This window comes from Saccharothrix lopnurensis (assembly GCF_042658445.1).
In the GTDB taxonomy this organism is placed as follows: domain Bacteria; phylum Actinomycetota; class Actinomycetes; order Mycobacteriales; family Pseudonocardiaceae; genus Actinosynnema; species Actinosynnema lopnurensis.
Genome location: NZ_JBHSQO010000043.1, coordinates 1 through 19932, shown reverse-complemented (window position 1 = coordinate 19932; position 19932 = coordinate 1). Strand labels below are relative to the sequence as shown.

Annotated in this window: 19 protein-coding genes; 13 read left to right on the top strand and 6 right to left on the bottom strand. The window is 73.2% G+C overall.

What is annotated here, in order from left to right; translation table 11 throughout:
• The first annotated feature begins 191 nt into the window (after nt 1–191).
• Together ACFP3R_RS29365 and ACFP3R_RS29360 are read left to right on the top strand one after the other, a co-directional pair.
• Nucleotides 192–632 (top strand): hypothetical protein, encoded by a 441-nt coding sequence (locus tag ACFP3R_RS29365; RefSeq protein WP_380640573.1) that lies wholly within the window; start codon nt 192–194, stop codon nt 630–632.
• 96 nt (nt 633–728) lie between these two features.
• Nucleotides 729–1775, top strand: coding sequence for a hypothetical protein (locus ACFP3R_RS29360; protein ID WP_380640571.1), 1047 nt, complete (start codon nt 729–731; stop codon nt 1773–1775).
• Nucleotides 1776–1826: 51 nt separating this feature from the next.
• Here the strand turns inward: ACFP3R_RS29360 and ACFP3R_RS29355 are convergent, their stop codons facing one another.
• The 4 genes from ACFP3R_RS29355 to ACFP3R_RS29340 form a co-directional block, all read right to left on the bottom strand.
• Nucleotides 1827–2588 carry an HpcH/HpaI aldolase family protein gene (locus ACFP3R_RS29355; RefSeq protein ID WP_380640569.1) on the bottom strand — a complete coding sequence of 254 codons (762 nt, stop codon included), beginning with the start codon at nt 2586–2588 and terminating at the stop codon, nt 1827–1829.
• 156 nt (nt 2589–2744) lie between these two features.
• On the bottom strand, nt 2745–4088 hold the full coding sequence (locus ACFP3R_RS29350; protein WP_380640567.1) for a tetratricopeptide repeat protein: 1344 nt from the start codon (nt 4086–4088) through the stop codon (nt 2745–2747).
• Nucleotides 4085–5326: an ATP-binding protein gene (locus ACFP3R_RS29345; protein WP_380640565.1), complete on the bottom strand. Its 1242-nt coding sequence runs from the start codon at nt 5324–5326 to the stop codon at nt 4085–4087. The genes ACFP3R_RS29350 and ACFP3R_RS29345 overlap by 4 nt, the downstream gene beginning before the upstream one ends.
• The gene (locus ACFP3R_RS29340) at nt 5323–5766 is read right to left on the bottom strand and encodes a hypothetical protein (RefSeq protein WP_380640563.1); all 444 of its coding nucleotides are present in this window, start codon (nt 5764–5766) and stop codon (nt 5323–5325) included. The genes ACFP3R_RS29345 and ACFP3R_RS29340 overlap by 4 nt, the downstream gene beginning before the upstream one ends.
• 587 nt (nt 5767–6353) lie before the next feature.
• On the opposite strand from ACFP3R_RS29340, the gene ACFP3R_RS29335 reads away from it, so the two are divergent.
• From ACFP3R_RS29335 to ACFP3R_RS29320, 4 genes are all read left to right on the top strand, one after another.
• Nucleotides 6354–7280 (top strand): ABC transporter substrate-binding protein, encoded by a 927-nt coding sequence (locus tag ACFP3R_RS29335; protein WP_380640561.1) that lies wholly within the window; start codon nt 6354–6356, stop codon nt 7278–7280.
• 61 nt (nt 7281–7341) lie between these two features.
• Nucleotides 7342–8394: a FecCD family ABC transporter permease gene (locus ACFP3R_RS29330; RefSeq protein WP_380640654.1), complete on the top strand. Its 1053-nt coding sequence runs from the start codon at nt 7342–7344 to the stop codon at nt 8392–8394.
• A complete protein-coding gene (locus ACFP3R_RS29325; protein ID WP_380640559.1) occupies nt 8391–9176 on the top strand; it encodes an ABC transporter ATP-binding protein in 786 nt (261 codons plus the stop codon). The genes ACFP3R_RS29330 and ACFP3R_RS29325 overlap by 4 nt, the downstream gene beginning before the upstream one ends.
• Before the next feature lie 16 nt (nt 9177–9192).
• The gene (locus ACFP3R_RS29320; protein ID WP_380640557.1) at nt 9193–9810 is read left to right on the top strand and encodes a hypothetical protein; all 618 of its coding nucleotides are present in this window, start codon (nt 9193–9195) and stop codon (nt 9808–9810) included.
• A 448-nt stretch (nt 9811–10258) separates the two neighbouring features.
• On the opposite strand, the gene ACFP3R_RS29315 is transcribed toward ACFP3R_RS29320, so the two are convergent.
• Together ACFP3R_RS29315 and ACFP3R_RS29310 are read right to left on the bottom strand one after the other, a co-directional pair.
• Nucleotides 10259–10495: a hypothetical protein gene (locus ACFP3R_RS29315; RefSeq protein WP_380640555.1), complete on the bottom strand. Its 237-nt coding sequence runs from the start codon at nt 10493–10495 to the stop codon at nt 10259–10261.
• Nucleotides 10486–11550: a phytanoyl-CoA dioxygenase family protein gene (locus tag ACFP3R_RS29310; RefSeq protein WP_380640553.1), complete on the bottom strand. Its 1065-nt coding sequence runs from the start codon at nt 11548–11550 to the stop codon at nt 10486–10488. The genes ACFP3R_RS29315 and ACFP3R_RS29310 overlap by 10 nt, the downstream gene beginning before the upstream one ends.
• Before the next feature lie 248 nt (nt 11551–11798).
• Here ACFP3R_RS29310 and ACFP3R_RS29305 point away from each other — a divergent pair, with 248 nt between their 5' ends.
• The 7 genes from ACFP3R_RS29305 (at nt 11799) to ACFP3R_RS29275 (ending at nt 19567) form a co-directional block, all read left to right on the top strand.
• A complete protein-coding gene (locus ACFP3R_RS29305; RefSeq protein WP_380640551.1) occupies nt 11799–13454 on the top strand; it encodes a carbamoyltransferase family protein in 1656 nt (551 codons plus the stop codon).
• Between the two features lie 37 nt (nt 13455–13491).
• On the top strand, nt 13492–15282 hold the full coding sequence (locus tag ACFP3R_RS29300; protein ID WP_380640549.1) for an ABC transporter ATP-binding protein: 1791 nt from the start codon (nt 13492–13494) through the stop codon (nt 15280–15282).
• A gap of 168 nt (nt 15283–15450) precedes the next feature.
• Nucleotides 15451–16380, top strand: coding sequence for an ABC transporter ATP-binding protein (locus ACFP3R_RS29295; RefSeq protein ID WP_380640547.1), 930 nt, complete (start codon nt 15451–15453; stop codon nt 16378–16380).
• A complete protein-coding gene (locus ACFP3R_RS29290) occupies nt 16373–17233 on the top strand; it encodes a hypothetical protein (RefSeq protein ID WP_380640545.1) in 861 nt (286 codons plus the stop codon). Before ACFP3R_RS29295 ends, ACFP3R_RS29290 begins: the two co-directional genes overlap by 8 nt.
• Nucleotides 17230–18141 carry an ABC transporter ATP-binding protein gene (locus ACFP3R_RS29285; RefSeq protein WP_380640543.1) on the top strand — a complete coding sequence of 304 codons (912 nt, stop codon included), beginning with the start codon at nt 17230–17232 and terminating at the stop codon, nt 18139–18141. Before ACFP3R_RS29290 ends, ACFP3R_RS29285 begins: the two co-directional genes overlap by 4 nt.
• The gene (locus tag ACFP3R_RS29280) at nt 18138–18860 is read left to right on the top strand and encodes an ABC transporter permease (protein WP_380640541.1); all 723 of its coding nucleotides are present in this window, start codon (nt 18138–18140) and stop codon (nt 18858–18860) included. Before ACFP3R_RS29285 ends, ACFP3R_RS29280 begins: the two co-directional genes overlap by 4 nt.
• Nucleotides 18861–19192: 332 nt before the next feature.
• Nucleotides 19193–19567: a hypothetical protein gene (locus ACFP3R_RS29275; protein WP_380640539.1), complete on the top strand. Its 375-nt coding sequence runs from the start codon at nt 19193–19195 to the stop codon at nt 19565–19567.
• Nucleotides 19568–19932: the final 365 nt, after the last annotated feature.

Below are 19932 nucleotides of genomic sequence, written 5' to 3'. Positions count from 1 at the left end.
GGAACGGCGGTCACGAACAGGCCCGGAAATCTCACCACAGCAGAGAACCGCTCGAAGCGGGAGTTCTCCCGATCGACGCGGAGATCGGGCACGGACCACCGTGCCGGCCCGTGGGGCTTCGCCACGCCACGGGGCCGGTCGCGCCCGGGTGCGGTGCGGGGGTCGGCGTTCCCGCAGGCTAGTTTGCCCGGATGAGCCTCCTCGATGACGTGGCCGAGCGCGACGGCTGGCGGTGCTGGGTGTGCGACGAGCCGGTCGACCCCGACATGTCGGTGAACGACCCGCGGGGGCCCAGCGTCGACAGCCGGACCGCCGACCGGAAGGCCAAGGTCGCCGAGCGGCTCGCGCACCGCGGGTGCAACACCCGCAAGGGCGCGGTCAAGGTGGTCATCCCCTGGCCGGACCACCTGCACGTGGCCGAGCCCGCGCCGCTGATCACCGTCGCCGGGCGGCTGGAGCGCAAGGGGGGCCGCGAGATGGTGGCCCGCTGCCCGACCGGGCAGGACGCCCGAGAGGCGGCGGAGTGGCTGGTGGACCGGTTCACCCGGCTGGTGCCGGGGCTGCCGGTGACCGCCGACGTCGAGGCGGGCGGCGGCCAGTTCCTCGTCGTCCTGGCCACCGGCCGCCGCTGACCGGCGCCGGAGGGGCCCGACCACGACGCCGCGAGGTCGGGGCGGAGATCCGGAACCGCCACCCGGCGCAGGGCCGCGCGGGCATAATTCCCGATCATGGTCGCCTACCTCAGCTTCGGATCACAACGCGCGCCCGTGGCGATGCGGGAGGCGTACCTCCGGCCCGGTCCCGACGACCCGATCGCGGCGGCCGCGGCGCGGACCCGCTCCGGCTGGGCCGTCGTCGACCAGCTCTTCCCCGGCCGGGTGTACGACCACATGTGCGCGTGTCCGCTGGTCGAGAGGTCCCACCCGGAGTCGGCGGAGGTGTGGCTGGGCGAGTTCGGCGACACGGTGGTGTGCATGGTGCCGTCGAACGTCGAGCACCAGCGGGTGAACCGGCACGTCGGCGCGGATCGGCCGGTGCGGGCCGAGCTGGTCGACGACGAGCGGGCGACGCTCGCCTTCGTCGATCGCGTCGCCGGGGTCGAGCGGTTCGTCGAGATCGGTCCCGGGGACACGCGCGGGGCCGTGCGCGGGGCCGCCCGCGGTGAACCCCTGCCGTTCGAGCAGCCGTTCCTGGACGGTCCCGACGACGAGGTGTTCCCCCGGTTCGCGTACCTGAAGGAGGCGCGGTCGTGGCTGTTCGCGGTCAGCATCCCCCAGCGCCCGGTGCCGCCGGCCGCCATGGTGGTCCGCGGCTACCTGCTGGCGCCGGTCGACGAGCCGCTGCCGCTGGTGGACGGGCGTCCGGTGGTGGAGCTGCCGCCCCCGGACGAGCTGGCCGACCTGCTCGCCGGCGCGGAACTGCTGGACGAGCGCGACGGGCGGTACGTCGCGGGCGGCGGTGACTGGTTCCGGCTGCACCGCGTCGACGCGGACCACGCGCTGCTGGTCGGCTTCGACGCCGAGGACACCGAGACCTTCTTCGCCGCCTCGGTGCCCTGGTTCGGCGCGAACGGCGAGACCGACCTGCTCGCCGCGGTCCCCGGGTGGTGGAGCGACCTCGTGCGCACGCGGCACCCCGGCGCGTTCTCGACCGGCACCGGGTTCGACCCGATCAACATCGTGTGCGGGTGGGACGGCCGGCAGTGGACCAAGGCCGTCGGCGCGCCCGACCCGGTGCTGCTGTACTACTTCGTCGAACCCGACGAGGACGCCTGACCCCCCGGCGGGCACGCCCTCTGCCGTGGCGAAGGCCCGCCGGGTACAGGCTCAGCGCGCCTTCGCCTCGGCAGCGGCTTCGGCGGCGCTCCGCGCGATCATCGCCAGGTCGTCGACCGCGGCGATCATCGTGAAGCCCGCCGCCCGGAGGTGGGCGACGCGCTCCACCGATCCCGCGTACGCGCCCGCCACGAGCCCGTTGGCCCGGCAGGCGCGAACCACCCGTCGGAGCGGGGCGTCCTCGCCGCCGTCGGTCAGCAACCCGGTCACCTCCACGCCGAGGGCCAGCGACAGGTCGAACGGGCCGACGAAGACGCCGTCCACGCCGTCCACGGCCGCGATGTCGTCGACCGCGTCCAGGCCACGGGTCGTTTCGACCATCACCAGGCACAGGACGTCCGCGTTCGCCCGTGCCGGCACCGGGGCCGTCACCGCGTCGGTGGACCGGATCGGCCCGAAGCTGCGGGTGCCCCGTGGCGGGAACCGCGCCGCCGCGGCGGCCGCCCGCGCCTGCTCGACGCTGTCGACCATCGGCACGATGATCCCGTCGGCGCCGCTGTCGAGGGCCCTGCCGATGAGCTCGGGCCGGTTCCAGGCGACGCGCACGAAGGCCGGGATGCCCGCCGCACGCACAGCGGCGACCAGGTCGGTGTTCTCCCGCCCACAGGCCGCCCCGCCGTGCTGCTCGTCGACGCACGCCCAGTCGAACCCGCCGGCGGACACCGCCCGGACCACCCGCCCATCGGTGCTCCCGACCCACAGCCCCGTGCCGAGAACGCGCGGCGCGCCCGTGTCCTGGCCGGTTCGGGTCATCGCGTCTCCCCTGGTCATCGTCGAAGCGCGGACACGAAGATCCGGGCCGGCCTCCCAGCCTGCCACTGCGGGCCGAGTCGGTGCCCGTCGAGGTCGAGGTACGGCGGGAGCGCTCGGACGCGCCCGGGACGGCGTACATCGTCGCGATGACGCCGGTCAACGACGTCCCGGGGACGGGGTGCCGGGAACGGGGGTGAGGCCGGTCGGGGAAGCCCCGGTCTTCCGGGGTGCCGGCCGCGGGTCCCGACCACCGAAGTCGGCCACCCGGTCCCAGACCCAGTCGGCCATCGACTCGGCTACGGGCTCGTCGGGGTGCCCGGGTCGACGCTTGACGATCGCCCCGAACGCGACCATGACCAGGTACGCCCCGGCGTCGTCGGTCATCACCTGTTCCCAGACCTCGTTCTCGGGCCAGTCCGGGTGCGCTGCCTGGTCGGCCTCGATCTCGGCGCTCATGGCGATGATCTCGGCCGCCGACATCAGGCGGAACGGCTCGGCCGACCCCCAGGCGGCGCCGGAGCCGGGCTGCTGGCCGTCGTGCCAGGCCACCAGGTCCTCCGCCACCCCGGAGCCGAGCTCGTCGCCCCGGGGCACGTCGGAGATCGGAACCCCCGGTCGCAGCACGGCGCGCAGGTCGGCGGGCACCACGTCGTCCAACGCCGCCAGCGCGGAAGCCAGGTCGGTGCCGAGCACCTGGTCGCGGAGTTGGCGCCACCCCAGCTCGATCACCCCGGTGCGGCGGATGTCCTCCAGGGTGATGTCCTGGGCGTGGGCGTTCTCGACGATCCGCAGCATCGTCCGGGCCATCTCCACCAGGCCCTGCGACAGACCTTCGGTCGGGTTCTCGCGCAGCAGTCGCAGACCGAGTTGTTCGGCGTCGGTGAACCGGTACTGCACCAGGTAGGACCAGCCGAGCATCAGGGCGACCCAGGAGTTCGCCGCATCGGCCCGGACGGCCTCCTCGGCCGCGGGGACGAACCGGTCGGGTGGTGCGAAGCTCGCCAACAGGTACGCCGCGCGTTTCCCGAGCGCGGTGGGGAGTTCGTCCGGTGTCGTCCGGGCGCACAGCGCCACCGCCTCGTCGAGTTGGCGCCACCCGTCCTCGTGCTCCCCGCAGAGCGCCCGGGCGGACCCCAGCTCCACCCAGTCGTCCCAGTTCTCGTGCTCCTCGGCCAGCACGGTGTGCGCCCACCGCAGCGCCCCGGGGTGGTCGCGCTCGGCGAACGCCAGGTGTCGGAGGGCACGAGCCGCGTTGACGAACTGCCGGTCGCGGCGGCCGGCCACCCGGAGGTAGAGGCGCCGCGCTTCCCCGGCCTCGCCGCAGACCTCGCGGTGGTTGGCGAGCAGCAGCGTCACGCTGCTCCGCTCCGGCTGGGCCGCGAGCACCCGCAACGCCAGCTCGGCGACCTTCGGGTGCGCCGGTTGCGCGGCGAAGAGCTCCCAGGCCAGGTCCAGGTCCCGCTCCACGTCGTCGGCGGCGGCGCGGCCGAAGTCGCTCACCCCATGCCTCGCCCGACCCGGTACGCCCGGAGCTGGTCGAAGGTGCCGTCGTCGACGCCGTACTCCAGCACCGGCGCCACCTGGTCGAACCAGGACGCCGTGGACGGGGTGATGCCGCCGACCGCGGCCAGCACCGCGTCGGTGGTGACCGGCACCAGCTCGCCGCTGCTCATCGACTCGACCATGGCCTGCTGGAGCACGGTGGTCGTCAGGTGGCCGAGGTCGGCACCGGAGAACCCCTCCGTGGCCGCCGCGACGGCGACGACGTCCACACCGCCGGCGGGCTTGCCCGCCAGCGCGCCCCGGACGATCGCCGCCCTGGCGACCGCGTCCGGCGGCAGCACCAGCACCGTCTTGTCGATCCGGCCCGGTCGGCGCAGCGCGGAGTCGATGTCCCACGGTCGGTTCGTGGCGGCCAGGAAGTAGACGCCGTCGTTCGCGCCGGCCACGCCGTCGAGCTCCTCCAGCAGCTGGGTGACGAGCATCCGCATCGCCTGCGACCCGCCGCCACCGGAGGTCCGCCGTCCGCCGAGCGCGTCGAACTCGTCGAAGAAGACCACGCACGGCGATGCCGCGCGGGCGTTGCGGAACACGCTCCGGATCGCCTTCTCGCTCTCCCCGATCCACTTGCCGAGCAGGTCCGCGAGGGTCACGTGGATGAAGGACGCCCCGAGATCGCCGGCGATGGCCCTGGCGATGAACGTCTTGCCGCACCCGGGTGGGCCGTACATCAGCAGCGACCCGCCCGGCTTCTGCCCGAACGCCGCCGCCAGCTCGGGGTTGCGCAGCGGGGCCAGGAACGCGGTGTCCAGGTGCCGCTTGACCTCGGCGAGGCCCGCGACGTCGGCCAGCGTCACCGCCGGGCGTTCGGCGTCCCACAGCGACGCCGACCCGGCGGCGCCGCTGTCCCGGCGGTCGTCGTGGGCGGGGACCGGGACCGGCGTCGGCTCGTCCGCACCGGGCCTGACCACGGGTGCGGCCGGGCGCGTGGCCTCGGCGGGCGGCGGCGGGTTCGAGGTCCGCAACCGCGCCGCCACCAGCCGGGCGCGCAGCACGCGGACCCGCGCCGGATCCCCGCCGAGCGCCTCGAACGCCTTCAGCTCGCCGGCGGCGCGGTCCGGGTCCTGCTCCAGCAGCAGCGTGATGAAGTCCTCGCGCAACGCCGGGTTGCCGGGGTCGGCCTCCACCTCGCGCGCGATCACCTCGACGAAGCTGTCACCCGGGTCGGCGCCGGTCACCGCCCGGCTCCTTCGACCCAGCCCTTGAGCAGACCCAGGTTCGCCAGCGGAATGTAGTGGCCGAGCCGCGGGTGGTCCAGGGTCACGCCGAAGACGCCGCCCCCGCCGAACGAGGCGACGTAGTCGATCGCGGCCGGCACCGGCACGCTGAACAACGGCGCCGTGCCGGTACCCGGGTCGACCAGCCCGAGGGCGCGGGTGGCCTCGTCCGCCCGCGCGGCGCTGCTGTAGAGGCAGATCATCGGCCCCTGCCCGGCCGCCACGGCGTAGGGGCGGGGTTGGTCGGCCAAGCCCCGCGCGATGAAGAACCAGTGCTCCAACGCGGTCACCCGCCGCCACAGCGCGATCTGCGCCGTCGTGTCCCCCGCGGGCGCCGCTCTGACCGCCGCGTCGAGGCGGTCCAGCTCGGCGGCCACCCCGGGGTCGTCGTCCCTCGTCATCCGGTTCTCCCTCGTCTGCCCGTCTGCCCGCGGTGGCGGTCGGGGTACCGGTCGCGACGTCCACGACCACCACCCGGAGCGGGCGCGAACGGGAAGTGGACCGGTTCCCCGGCGACCGGCGGGGCGCTCGACCGCCGGCCGCGATGACGTCACCGACGCCCGTGACGGCGGAGGTCGTCGGTGCGAAGCCGGACGGGGTCGTTCGTCGACGGTCGACCCCGATCTCGCGACCGCGAGGGTATCCGGGGGACGACCGGGCCGCACCGGTCGTTCGCACCACACCCGCCGGCCGGGGTCCACGCCGATCCGCACCCGGTACCCGCCGGACCCGGACGAGCCCACCGCCCGGGTGAAATACGCCGGAGCCCACCCCAAAGCCACCGGCGCGGGAGCACGAGCGTTACCCGAGACGTGGAATACGCTGCGCCGAACGGGGTTCACCAGTCGATTCCCCCGAAAGGGGCACGCCAATTCGGGGTGGGGTGGTTAGATTCTGCCCCGGGGTCTAGTGTCCGCGGGGACCCGCGGAATCGGCGGCAATGCGATTACCGCGGATATGGGGTGTTCGGTTCGACAGGGGGAGCTCGATGTCGAGGAATTCTCGCGTGCTGGTCGCGGCCGCGCTGGCGCTGGGCCTGGTGGCCGGTTCCTGCGGCACCTCCACCCCCGCGGACGCGCCGACAACGTCCCCCGGGACGGCCGGGTTCCCGGCCACCGCCGGCTCGCTGACCCTGGACGAGCGGCCCACCCGGATCGTCGCGCTGTCGCCCTCGGCGACCGAGGTGCTGTTCGCGATCGGCGCGGGCGAGCAGGTCGAGGCGGTGGACGACAACTCCACCCACCCCGCCGAGGCGCCCCGGTCGGACCTGTCGGGCTTCCAGCCCAACGCCGAGGCCATCGCGCGGTACGAGCCGGACCTGGTCGTGATCTCCGACGACCTCAACCAGATCGTGGACCAGCTCGGCAAGCTGAAGATCCCGGTGTACCTGGCGGGTCCGGCCCGCACCCTGGACGACACCTACACCCAGATCGGCGACCTCGGCAGGCTCACCGGCCACGTCGACGAGGCGACGGACCTCGTGACGCGGATGAAGGACGACATCGCCGGGATCATCGCGGACGTGCCGCGGCGGCAGGACAAGCCGACCTACTACTACGAGCTGGACCAGACGCTGTACTCGGTGACCGGCCAGACGTTCGTCGGCAAGCTCTTCGAGCAGGTCGGGCTCGTCAACGTGGCCGACGCGGTGGACTCCGGCCAGGCAGGCACGGGTTATCCGCAGCTGTCCGCCGAGTTCGTGATCAAGGCCGATCCGGACCTGATCTTCCTGGCCGACACCAAGTGCTGCCAGCAGTCCGCCGACACGGTCAAGGCCCGTCCGGGGTGGGGCGACATCACGGCGGTGCGCACGAACCGCATCGTGGCCCTGGACGACGACATCGCCTCGCGGTGGGGCCCACGCGTGGTGGAGCTGGTCCGGGCGGTCGCGGACGCGGCGGGCGAGGTCGGATGAGGGGCCGCTCGTGGTGAAGCCGGTCGACGGCGGCGGACCCGCGGGGCAGGCGTCCGACCCGGTGGCGCTGAGGCCCCCGCGGTTGCGGCCGGTGTGGCTGGTGATCGGCCTGCTGGCCGTGCTCGCCGCGCTGGTGCTGGGGGTGAGCACCGGGCCGGTCGCCCTTCCCCTGCCCGGCGTGGCCATGGAACTGCTCTCCCTGCTGCCGGGCGTCGACCTGGACAGCGGGCTGTCGGAGCGGGAGCGGGCGCTGCTGGTCGAACTGCGGCTCCCCCGGGTCGTGCTGGGCCTGCTGGTCGGCGGCCTGCTGGCCCTGGCCGGCGCCTGCTACCAGGGCGTGTTCCGCAACCCCCTGGCCGATCCGCACCTCCTCGGCGTGGCGGCGGGCGCGGGCCTCGGGGTCACCGCGGTGATCACGCTGCGGCGCGGCGCGGGCGGCAGCGCCACGGCGGCGCTGCCGCTGGCCACCCCGCTGGCCGCGTTCGTCGGCGCGGTCGCCGCCGTGGCCCTGACCTACGCGCTCGCGACGGGCGGTGGCGACCGCTCGCCCGCCACCCTGATCCTGGCGGGCGTCGCGGTGTCCGCCTTCCTGTCCGCCGGCCAGACGTTCCTGATGCAGCGCGACGCCGACGCCATCCGCGAGATCTACTCGTGGCTGCTGGGCAGGCTCGGCACCGCGGGCTGGCGCGACGTCCTGCTGGTGCTGCCCTACGCGGTCGTGACCGCGGTGGTCGTGCTGGCGCACCGGCGGGACCTGGACGTGCTGGCGGTGGGCGACGCGGAAGCGGCGGGGCTGGGACTGGACCCGCAGCGCACGCGGTACGTGCTCACGGCCGCGGCGTCGCTGGGCACGGCGGCGGCGGTGTCGGTCTCCGGGCTGATCGGGTTCGTCGGCATCATCGTGCCGCACACGGTGCGGCTGCTCGCGGGCGCCAGCCACCGCACCATCCTGCCGGTCTCGATGCTGGTGGGCGGCGCGTTCCTGGTGCTGGCCGACCTGGTGGCGCGCACCGCCGCCGCGCCCGCGGAGATCCCGATCGGCGTCGTCACCGCGTTCCTGGGCGCGCCGTTCTTCGTGCTGGTGCTGCGCACCGGGGCCAGGACGCGGCTGTGACCACCCCCGAGCCCGTGGTCACCGCCCGCGACCTCCGGGTGGAGCTGGGCGGCAACCGCATCCTGCACGGGGTGGACCTGACCGTCGCCGCCGGCGAGTGGGTGGCGGTCATCGGGCCCAACGGCGCGGGCAAGTCGACCCTGCTCAACGCGGTCAGCGGCCTGGTGCCCGCGACCGGCGCCGTGCGGCTGTTCGGCCGGGACGTGCGGCGGATGCGGCACCGCGAACGGGCACGCGTCCTGGCCTCGGTCGCCCAGTCGCCGGTCGTGCCGGCGGGCATCACGGTCTCGGACTACGTGCTGCTCGGCCGCACGCCGTACCTGCCCCGGCTGGGCCGCGAGTCGGCCGCGGACCTCGACGTGGTGCGGGAGGTCCTGGTGCGGCTGGAGCTGCTGGACTTCGCCGACCGCACCCTGCGGACGTTGTCCGGGGGCGAGCTGCAACGGGTGTTCCTGGGCCGGGCCCTCGCCCAGGAGACCCGGCTCCTGCTGCTGGACGAGCCGACCAGCGCGCTGGACATCGGCCACCAGCAGGACGTGCTCGACCTCGTGGACGCGCTGCGCCGCGACCGCGCGCTGACCGTGCTGACGACCATGCACGACCTGTCGATCACCGGCGCGTACGCCGACCGGGTCGTCCTGCTGGCCGGTGGCCGGGTGGTCGCCAGCGGCACCCCGCGCGAGGTGATCACCGAGGACGTGCTCGCCACCCACTACGAGGCGCGGGTCCGGGTGGTCGACGTCGACGACCGACCGGTGGTCGTGCCGATCCGGAAGCGCTGAGGTGGAGGAGGTCGCCGTGGCACACCGGACCCGTGACGGCCCGCCGCCGCGGCGCTCCCCCACGACGACCACCGGCCGCGCCTCGACGGCCGCCCGCACGACGACGACAGACACCGGCAACGACAGACACCGGCAACGAACCCAGGAGGACATGATGGCGTTGACCCCGCAAGCGGAACTCGTCTGGCAGGGCCGTATCCACCTCGGCGACGAGCCGGGCATCCACGGTGACGCCAACTACAGCGGCCTCTCCGTCGAGCTGCCCCTCACCCTGGAGAAGACCGACCCGGCCGCCCCGGACGCGACGACGATCGTCGTGCGCACCAGGGACGTGCAGACGTTCCAGGGCTACCCGGGGCACCTCATCACCGTCGCCGCCTACGTGCCCGACCCCGCCCAGCCGAACCACGCCGACCGCGTCGTGCTGGCCAGTGAGCGGCTCACCAGCGCCGACGACAACCTCAAGGAGGTGGAGGTCGACCTCTCCGGCCTGGCGTTCCCCGCCTACCTCGGGGTCCGCGTCCAGGTCGACACGGACGTGCCGCCCGGTCTGTACGACGACTTCCTGCTGGTGCGGCTGGGCAACTCGTCCGACAACTTCGCCTTCGTCGCGTCCTTCGGCTTCCGCCTGTGACCGCGACCCGCTCGGCGGCGGGTCCCGGCGCCGGCACGTGCGCCCGGTCGGCTGCCCGCCCGGCCGCCTGAGCGCCCGCCCGCGGTCGCCGTGCGCCGCGGCGAGGCCGACGCGGCCCTCTCACGGGGAGGACGCCGGTGGCGGGTCGGCCGTCCGCGCGGTGGTCGCGCGGACGGCCATGGCCCGGCGCAGCAGCCCGGCCGCGAGGCAGGCGCCAACGCCCTCGCCGGCTCGGATGCGCAGGTCCAGCAGGCGGCGGCCACGGTGGTGTTGTCGACGCCGACCTCGCCGAGCACGACCAGGCCCGGCCGCCGACGCGCGCCCCGACGGTCCGGCCGGCGTCGAGCAGCAGCCCCGTGTCCCGGTCGGACACGGCGTTCGCCGCGACGAGGTCACCCCCTGGCGTCGCGGCAGGTCACCCGGTCGACGCCGGCGACCGGCCGACCGGTCACGCCCGCGTCGACGATGTCCACGTCGAGCCCCGCCGTCCTGGCGGCCGCCACCCCATCGCCGCTCCCGCCCGCAGCACCTCCCTCGTCACGCTGCCCGGGTGGGCGGACACCCCGTGCGCGCCGGCCGCGTGATCGGCCGCCACCGGGACCAGCGTGCCCCCGTCGAGGTCGGTGCGCCCGAGCGCGACCGCGCGGTCCAGCGCGCCGGGTGAACCCGGGGTGGTCAGCAGCACGTCCGCCCGGTCCCGGGAACCGACCGGGACTCGACGGGCAGCGTCCGCAACAGCGCTTTCGCCCGGCTCGTGATCGCGTGGTCGACGCCGTACACGGCGATCATCCGGAGGGCCCGTCGGGCATCGGGGTTGCCGGCCTCGGCCGCGGCGATGACCTCGTGGTCGCGGGCCGCGTCCGGGCTGGAGTCGTAATCGGCGGGGGTGAGCGGGAGTCGGCGCCAGTAGTACGAGAGCGGATCGCCCCGCCCACCGTTCGGCCAGGTGCGGTAGACGTCGTCCCAGGTTTTCCCGTCGTCGAACTCAAGGCTGCCGGGGCAGACCGGGTCGCCCACAGGCTGGTAGCGGCAGTCCACCGAGAGCCTCAACCGGGGACCCTCGTTGGCGCTGCCGCTGTGCACCGTGAAGACGGTGAAGATGATCACGTCCCCGGGGTCCAGGTGCCCGGTGTGGACGGTGGAGGTGTCGGTGTCGGCCTCCCAGCCGACCATCGCGTCGTTGCTGAGCCGCATCGGGAGCAGCCCCGCGCGGTGCGAACCGGGCAGCACGGTCAACGCCCCGGTCCCGGGCTCGACCGGCGCCAGCGGGGTCCAGACGGCGAGCGCCCGCTTCGAGCCCTGGATGCCGGGGTAGTCCTGGTGCCAGCCCGTCTCGGGGGGCGTCGTGCCGCACCGCGGGTGCACCACCCGCAGCACCTTGCGGGGGTGGACCAGGACCGGCTCGCCGAACAGCGCGCCCAGCAGGGTGAGCAGCGCCGGGGTGTGCATCAGGGCGTGGAGGTCGCGGTTGCGCCACATCCGGTCGTGCAGGGCGACGTAGTCGGGGTCCGGCCACCAGGTGGTCGCGCGCGGGTTCGCCAGGGGCGGTTCCGCGCCGTCCGGGGGCAGGAGCCAGCCGGCCTCCCGCGCCAGCGCGAGGACGTGGTCGCGGACCGCGGCGACGTCCGGTTCCGGCAGCAGGCCGCGCACGTGGAGATAACCGTCCTCCGCGAGCCGGTCGGCCAGCGCGCGCGCGTCGTCGCGCAACGCGGTGGAATCCGTGAACGGGAGCACTCCCACCGCAGCCTCCCCTGCGCGCGACGCAACTCGTGGAGCCCGGACGGAGCAGCGTGGTTTTTATCGCACGTGGAATATCTGCCCGCCCCCCTCAGAACGGTACTACTCATCCCGGGCGGAGTGGTAGAGATAATCGGGTTCCCTCGAACACCCGCGAGTCGGCATTTGATCATTGGGGGGTGCGCCGCATGTCGGACACAGGACCGGGAACCGTCGACGGGTTACCGGGGAAAGCGGTCCACGAATTCGCGGTGACGCCCCCGGTGGTGCACGGCCACGCGAGCACGTGGCACGACGGCGGGATCGCGCTGTTGACCCCGGAGGGCGAGATCGTCGCCCTGGCCTCGGAACGGGTGGGCGAGCGCTACAAACACCACTGGAACTCGGGGCTGGCTTATCACCACCTCCGCGGCATCGACCGGTACAGCCGATCTTTCGGCGGCGACGACGACCACTACATCGACAACTCGGTGGGGTTGGTGCCCTGCGACCACCACCTGTACCACGCCGCCAGCACGTTCTTCGGGTCCGGCTACGACGAGGCCGCGGTGCTGGTGCTGGACGGTCAGGGCGAGTCGGGCGGGCACCTGGCGACCACGTCCATCTGGCACGGCGTCGGACCGGACCTGCGCCTGGTCGAAGAGCTCAACCCGTCCTCGGGCCCGTTCGCCGCGGAGTCGATCGGCCACTTCTACACCGCCGTCGGGGCGCTCGCGGGCATGCGGGAGCTCTACGCCGAGGGCAAGACGATGGCACTGGCGGCCTACGGTCGGCCGTCCCCGCTGCTGGACCTCCTGCGGGAGCACGCCGGGACGCTGCCGGACGGCACGTACCGCGTGGCCCCGGGTTTCGTCCGGGCCGTGCTGGCCAACACCCTCGGCCGGGAGTTCTTCGGGTGGGGGTCCGCGACGCCGGAGGACCAGGCGCTGTGGGACGGGTTCGTGGCCGCGCGCGGCGCTCCGCCGGGGAATGCCCGGCACGCGGTGACGCGGGCGGACATGGACACCGCCTACGCCGGCCAGGTGATCCTGGAGGAGATCGTGCTGGGCCTGGCGGAGCGGGCGCGCCGCCTGACCGGGTCCACCCGGCTCTGCCTGGCGGGCGGGGTGGCGCTGAACTGCGTGGTGAACGGACGGGTCGCCCGGCAGTCGGCGTTCGACCAGGTCTTCGTGGTACCCGCGCCGGGGGACGACGGCCAGGCGATCGGCAAGGTGCTGCTGGAGGTCAAGCGGCGTAGGCTGCCGGTGGACACGACCATGCGCACGGCGTACTACGGGCCGCGGTACCCGACGTCGATGGTCGACCGGGCGTTGGACGCGGTGCGGTCGCGGGTGCGGTCCGCCCGCCTCGACCAGGACGACCTGCTCGCCGAGGTCGTCGACCGGCTCGAACGCGGGGAGGTCGTCGGCTGGTACCGGGGGCGCTCGGAACTCGGCCCGCGGGCGCTGGGGCACCGCAGCATCCTGGCGGACCCGCGGCAGCCCGAGGTGCGCGACCACGTCAACTCGGTCATCAAGGAGCGCGAGTGGTTCCGTCCGTTGGCCCCGGTGGTGGTCGAGGAACGCGCGCACGAGTTCTTCGAACTGGACCGACCCAGCCCGCTGATGACGTTCGCGGTCCCGGTCCGCCCCGCCGCGCGCGCCGTGATCCCGGCCGTGACCCACGTCGACGGCACCGCCCGCGTCCAGACCGTGAGCGCGGAGCAGGACGAGGTCTGCCACCGGCTGCTGTGCCGCTTCGCGGACCGGACGGGCGTTCCGGTGCTGCTCAACACGTCCTTCAACCGGCGCGACGAACCGCTGGTCGAGACCCCGGCCGACGCGGTGGCGGCGTTCCTCGCGATGCCGCTGGACGCGCTCGTCCTGGAGGACCACCTGGTGACGAAACAGCATCCCCCGGTCCGGTGACGTGGTCGCGGCCCGCCGATCGCGGACCGTGGCCGCGGTGAGCGGACGACCCGACCTACCGGCGTGGCGGGTGCTGCTCGACCACGTCCGTCCCTTCCGGACGAACCTGCTGCTCGGCGGGCTGCTCAGCGCGGGCACCGCGGCGACCGGCCTGGCGCTGCCCCTGGTCGTGCGGGACCTGATCACCGGGCTGGCGGAGGGGGGCGTCGTCACCGGCCTGCTGGTGCTCATGAGCGTGCTGGTGCTCGCGCACGCGGCGATCGGCGCGGTCGGCGCGTACCTGCTGGAGCGCACCGCCGAGTCGGTGGTGCTGGCCGCCCGGCAGCGGTTGGTGTCGCGGCTGCTGTGGCTGCGGATCCCCACCCTGGACGACACCGAACCGGGTGACCTGATGTCGCGGGTCAGCACCGACACCACGCTGCTGCGCGAGGTGAGCACCCGATCGGTGGTCTACGGGGTCACGGGGGTGCTGACGCTCCTGGCCACGATGACCATGATGGCGTTGTTGGACCCGGTGCTGCTCGTCGTGGTCCTGGCCGTGCTCTGCGTGGCGCAGGTGGTCCTCGGCGTGGTCGTGCCGCGCATCGCGCGCGCCGCGGAGCACACGCAGGAATCGGTCGGCGCGATGAGCGCGGCGATGGAGCGCGCGCTGGGGAACCTGCGCACCATCAAGGCGTCCGGCGCCGAGGAGCGCGAACGCGATCGGCTGCACGACTCGGCGGTGCGGGCGTGGCGGGGTGGGGTGCGGGCCGCCACGTGGCACGCGGTGGCGGGCAGCACAGGCGGGCTGGCGCTGCAACTGTCGTTCATCATGGTGCTCGCCTTCGGGGGCGCCCGCGTCGTCTCCGGCGACATCGACGTCGGCACGCTGATCGCGTTCCTGCTCTACCTGTACTACCTGATGCCGCCGCTGAGGGAACTGACGCACGTGGCCGGTCAGTACCAGGTTGCCGCCGCGGCGATCGCCCGCATCCAGGAGGTCGAGGCCCTCCCCACCGAACCGCACGCCCCACCCGCCGCGTCACCACGCGTCGCGTCACCGCCCGTCGCAACCGCACCGCCCGCCGCATCACCACGCGTCGCGACCTCACCGGCCGCGGTCGCCTTCGAGCAGGTGCGGTTCAGGTACCGCCCGGACCTCCCCGAGGTGCACCACGCCGTGACCTTCGAAGTGCCGGCAGGCGGCATGACCGCCTTCGTCGGCCCGTCCGGGGCGGGCAAGACCACCGTGTTCTCCCTGCTCGAACGGTTCTACGAACCCGACTCCGGACGAATCCTGCTCGACGGGGAGGACCTGGCGGACCAGCCGCTCGCCGACCTGCGCGCCGCGATCGGCTACGTCGAGCAGGACGCCCCGGTCCTGTCGGGCACCCTGCGCGAGAACCTGCTCGTCGGCGCGCCGCACACCGGCCGGGCAGAGCTCACGGAGGTGCTGACCACCACCCGGCTCGACGCCGTGGTGGCCCGCCTGCCCGACGGGCTGGACACGGCGGTCGGACACCGCGGCGTCAAGCTCTCCGGCGGCGAGCGCCAACGCGTGGCCATCGCCCGCGCCCTGCTGCGCCGACCGCGGCTGCTGCTGCTCGACGAGGTCACCTCCCAGCTCGACGCGGTCAACGAGGCCGCGCTGCGGGACACCATCGCCGACGTCGCCGGCACCACCACCGTGCTCGTCGTGGCCCACCGGCTGTCCACGGTCACCACGGCCGACCGGATCATCGTGATGGACACCGGCCGCGTCCGCGCCGTCGGCACCCACCCGCACCTCGTCGCCACGGACCGCGTCTACGCCGAACTGGCCGCCACCCAGCTCATCGGCACCGGGTAGGCGCCTCGACCGCGCGCCGCGCGAGCACTCCCGCCGCGGGCCGGCGACCGAGCAGCCGGCACCGGGGCCGACCGCACCGCGCCGTTCACCCCCTAGGGGTCGGGGGGCCGCCGGTCTCAGGGGTGCGGCCGGATGTGGCGGGTGGGCGGTCGGCCCTAGGGTCCTCGTGTGCCACTCATAGAGACCACCGCGCTGGGAATGCGCTACGACGGCAAGGTGACCGCCCTGACGGACCTGACGTTGGACGTCGAGGCGGGCGTCGTCGGCCTGGTCGGGGTCAACGGGGCGGGGAAGACCACGCTGATCAAGCTCGCGCTGGGGCTGCTCACGCCGACCAGCGGGCGGATCCGCGTGCTCGGCCTCGACCCGATCGCGGACGGGGAGCAGGTCCGGGCGAAGGTCGGCTACATGCCCGAGCACGACTGCCTGCCGCCCGACATGATCGCCGCGGAGTTCGTCACGCACATGGCGCGGGTCAGCGGCCTGCCCGCCGCGGCGGCGCGGGAGCGGGCGTCGGAGACGTTGCGGCACGTGGGGCTCTACGAGGAGCGCTACCGCCGGATCGGGGGGTACTCCACCGGCATGAAGCAGCGGGTCAAGCTCGCCCAAGCGCTGGTCCACGACCCCGAGCTGCTGCTCCTCGACGAACCCACCAACGGGCTCGACCCGGCGGGCAGGCGGGCGATGCTCGACCTGGTGCACCGCATCGGCACCGAGTTCGGCATCTCGGTGGTGGTCTGCTCCCACCTGCTCGGCGAGATCGAGCGGATCTGCACGTCGCTGGTCGCCATCGACGCGGGCACCCTCCTGCGCTCGGCCACGCTGTCGTCGATGACCGAGCACAACGACCTGCTCGTCGTCGAGATCGACGAGGGCGCCGAGCGGCTGGCCACCGCGCTCACCGCCGGAGGACTGGACGTGCGCCGCGCGAACCGCGTGCTGACCGTCCGCCTCGGCCAGGACGACGGCGCGGTGTACGACCTCATCCGGGACGCCGTCGCGGACCTCGACCTCGGTCTGCACCGGCTCGAACGCCAGCGGTACCAGGTCGCCGACCTGTTCCGCGACCGCCCGGCCGAGGAGGTGTCCCGTGCCTGAGCCCGGCGTCATCCACGACATCGGCTACCAGCGCTACACCGGCCCGAGGCTCGGTTCCGGCTACTCGGCCCGCGCGCTCTACGTCCACGGTGTCCGCAGCGCTTACGGCCTCGGCCGCAGCCCGTGGGCGAAGGTGCTGCCGATCGGGCTGATCGGCCTGGCCGGCCTCGCCTCGCTGATCATCGTGATCATCAACAGCCAGCTGCCCGAGCCGGTCCTCGACTACGTCGGCATCGCCTCCACCTTCACCTTCGCCGCGGCGGTGTTCGTCGCCGTGGTCGCGCCCGAACTGGTGTCCGTGGACCTGCGCACGAACCTGCTCCAGCTGTACCTGTCCCGCCCGCTGGGCCGGGCGAGCTACGCGCTGGCCAAGCTCGCCGCGCTGGCCACCGCGACGTTCCTGCTGTTCGCGGCACCCATGCTGATCATGTTCATCGGCATGGCCTTCAACACCGACGACGGCCTCGCGGGGGTGCTCGACGAGTTCGGCGGGCTGCTCGTCGGCCTCGTCGCCGCGGTCGTCCACGCCTCGCTGCTGGCGGCGCTGGGACTGCCGATCGCGTCGCTGTCGGGACGCCGGGTGTTCGCCACCGGCATGATCATCGCGGTCTTCCTGCTCACCGCCCCGATCTCGGCCGTCCTGGGCGAGCTGAACCCCGGGGCGATCGGCGGGCTCGCCGGGCTGCTCGACCCGAACAGCCTGCTCAACGGCGTGGACCAGTGGCTGTTCGGAGCCGATGTCAGGCTCGTCCCGATCGACTCGTTCGGACCGGTGTACGGCCTGGTCACGGTCGCGCTGGTCGCGCTCGGCACGGCGGCCGCGGTGTGGCGGTACAAGGGGGTGGAGTCGTGAACACCATCGAACTCGCGGGTGTCTCCCGCTGGTACGGCAACGTGGTCGCGGTCAACGACGTGACGTTGTCGATCGACCCCGGCCTGACCGGCCTGCTCGGCCCCAACGGCGCGGGCAAGACCACCGTCCTGCACCTGATGGCGGGCCTGCTGGCCCCGTCGCAGGGCGAGGTCGTGATCGGCGGTGAGCCCGCGTGGGCCAACCCCGCCGTGTACCGCAAGCTCGGCCTGGTGACCGAGCGCGAGAGCGTGCCGGGGTTCCTCACCGCGTGGGAGTTCGTCCTGGCCGGTGCCGAGCTGCACAAGCTCCCCGACCCGGAGGCGGCCGCCCGCGCCGCGCTGGACGTCGTGGACCTGCGCGACGCGCAGGACCGCCGGATCTCCACCTACTCCAAGGGGATGCGCCAGCGGAGCCGGGTCGCCGCGGCGCTGGTGCACGACCCGGACGTGCTGCTGCTGGACGAGCCGTTCAACGGCATGGACCCCCGGCAGCGGATGCACATGATGGAACTGCTCGACGGCATGGCCGGGCAGGGGCGGACCATCGTGTTCAGCTCCCACATCCTGGAGGAGGTCGAGCAGCTCTCCGGCACCGTGCAGGTGATCGTGGCGGGCAGGCTCGCCGCCTCCGGCGACTACCGGCACATCCGGCGGTTGATGACCACCCGCCCGCACGTGTTCACCATCGCCTCCTCCGACGACCGCCTCCTCGCGACGGCGCTGATGGGCGAATCGTCGGTCTCCGGGGTGAGCCTCGCCGAGGCGGGGTTGCAGGTGCACACCAGCGACTACGGCACCTTCACCCGCGTCCTGGCCAAGCTGGCCAGGGAGCGGGGCATCCGGCTGACCACGATCCTGCCTTCGGACGAGTCCCTCGAGAAGGTCTTCTCCTACCTGGTGACCACATGAACCCGACGATCATCGGCCTCACGGCGAGGGCGCTCCTCGGCCGCAGGCGCGTGCTGCTGCTGCTCCCCATGCCGATCGTCCTGATCGGGCTGACCCTGCTGGGCGTCGCCGGCGAGGACGAGTACGTCACCCCGTCCGACTGGGGCCCGCTGGTCTTCTCCAACCTCGGGCTCGCGGTCGTCCTGCCGCTCACCGCGTTGATCGTCGGCAGCAGCGTGCTCGGCCTGGAGATCGACGACGGCACCATCACCCACCTGATCACCAAGCCGCTGCCGCGCTCGGAGATCGTCCTGTCCAAGCTCCTGGTGGCCTGGCTGGTGACCACGGCGGCCACCGCCGTGCCGCTGGCCGTCGCGGCCGTGATCGCGGGCTCCGGCACGCTGGCGGTCGGCCTGGTCGTCGGCACCGCCCTCGGCGCGCTGGCCTACGGCGCCCTGTTCCTCTGCCTGAGCGTGATGACCAAGCGCCCGGTCGCGGTCGGCCTCGTCTACATCGTGCTGTGGGAGAACCTGCTGGTGTCGTTCGTCGACGGCGCGCGCGTGTTCAGCATCCGCCAGCACGCGACGGCCGTCGCGGACGCGATCGGCAACACCCCGCTGATCTCGTCGACGATGTCGGTGCCGACCGCGTTGATCACGGCGTCGGTGTTCGTGGTGGCGGGCGTGGTCGGCGCCACCCGACGGCTGCGGTCGTTCGCGTTGACGGGCGAGGCGAACTAGGGGTTTTCGCCCGCCGCACCGGCCCGACCTGACCGCGGTTCCCCAGCACCCGAACCGAGGCGTCATCGCGGCGGACTTCCTCCACCTCGACACCCGACTGGTTCGGCCACGAGGCACCAGCTCATGCCGCACCCCACCGCTTTGTCGAGCCCGCACACCGGGTCCGCGGTTCTGATCACCTGATCAGGGCATCGACCATCCATGATCATCGGTTTACGTTCATGTCACCGCCAACGGCCGAGGGGCGCCACCAGGCGTTCGACACCAGGCATCCCCAGGGGAGGGGGGCCGTGGGCCCATCGCATCGGCCGGCGGGAAGGGGGACGATCATCATGACCCGTACCACCCGCACCCTGAGCGCCTGGGCTGCGGCCGCCGCGCTCGCCGTCACCGGAGCGATTCCGGCTGGCGCGACATCCGATCCCGATGGTTCGGCGGCTTCGGCGGCAGTCCGGGGAAGCGACACCCACTCGGTGCTGAGCATTCCGGCGGACTGCACCGTGAAGCGCTACCCGTACGCGAGCTGGGCCGTGCAGTCCCGGTGCACCCAACGGGCGCACCGGGCGGCCGCACAGTGCCGTGTCGCGCCGAACCACACCGTCAACTGGTACTACGGTTCCTGGGAGAACAAGAACGAGACTTCCATCGCCTACTGCCCCGGAGCGACCGAGGGAATCGTCGCCATGAGCGTGGACGTACCCGACTGACGGGTCGCGCATCTCCGGGGAGACCTGTCGCGGAGCGCGTGACTTCGTTTGCCACCTCGGTGGCGATGCGGTTCCGTTGGGTTCGTCAGCCGCGCATGTGTACCCACCTGTTAGCGGGGATACACGCGCGGTTCCGTGTCGAGCAAAGTCGCGCGGGCACAACGCGACTGAAACGTCCCAGCTTTGGTTGTGGGTGCCCTGAACGCTGTGCTGCCCATTTCATCGCGGGTGGAGACCTCGACGAAGCGCTTGTCGTGGTCGGTTCGGATCGAACAGGCAACCTGACGCCCCCGTTACCTTCTTCGTGGTTCCTGATCAAGGAGCTGTGGTCGCCGGGTCCGGCATGACTTACGCCCCCAGTCGAA

Coding starts and splice junctions, on each gene's coding strand:
- ACFP3R_RS29280 (WP_380640541.1), top strand. CDS start 18,138: ATGAACCCGACGATCATCGGCCTCACGGCGAGGGCGCTCCTCGGCCGC.
- ACFP3R_RS29340 (WP_380640563.1), bottom strand. CDS start 5,766: ATGACGAGGGACGACGACCCCGGGGTGGCCGCCGAGCTGGACCGCCTC.
- ACFP3R_RS29335 (WP_380640561.1), top strand. CDS start 6,354: ATGTCGAGGAATTCTCGCGTGCTGGTCGCGGCCGCGCTGGCGCTGGGC.
- ACFP3R_RS29275 (WP_380640539.1), top strand. CDS start 19,193: ATGACCCGTACCACCCGCACCCTGAGCGCCTGGGCTGCGGCCGCCGCG.
- ACFP3R_RS29355 (WP_380640569.1), bottom strand. CDS start 2,588: ATGACCCGAACCGGCCAGGACACGGGCGCGCCGCGCGTTCTCGGCACG.
- ACFP3R_RS29360 (WP_380640571.1), top strand. CDS start 729: ATGGTCGCCTACCTCAGCTTCGGATCACAACGCGCGCCCGTGGCGATG.
- ACFP3R_RS29365 (WP_380640573.1), top strand. CDS start 192: ATGAGCCTCCTCGATGACGTGGCCGAGCGCGACGGCTGGCGGTGCTGG.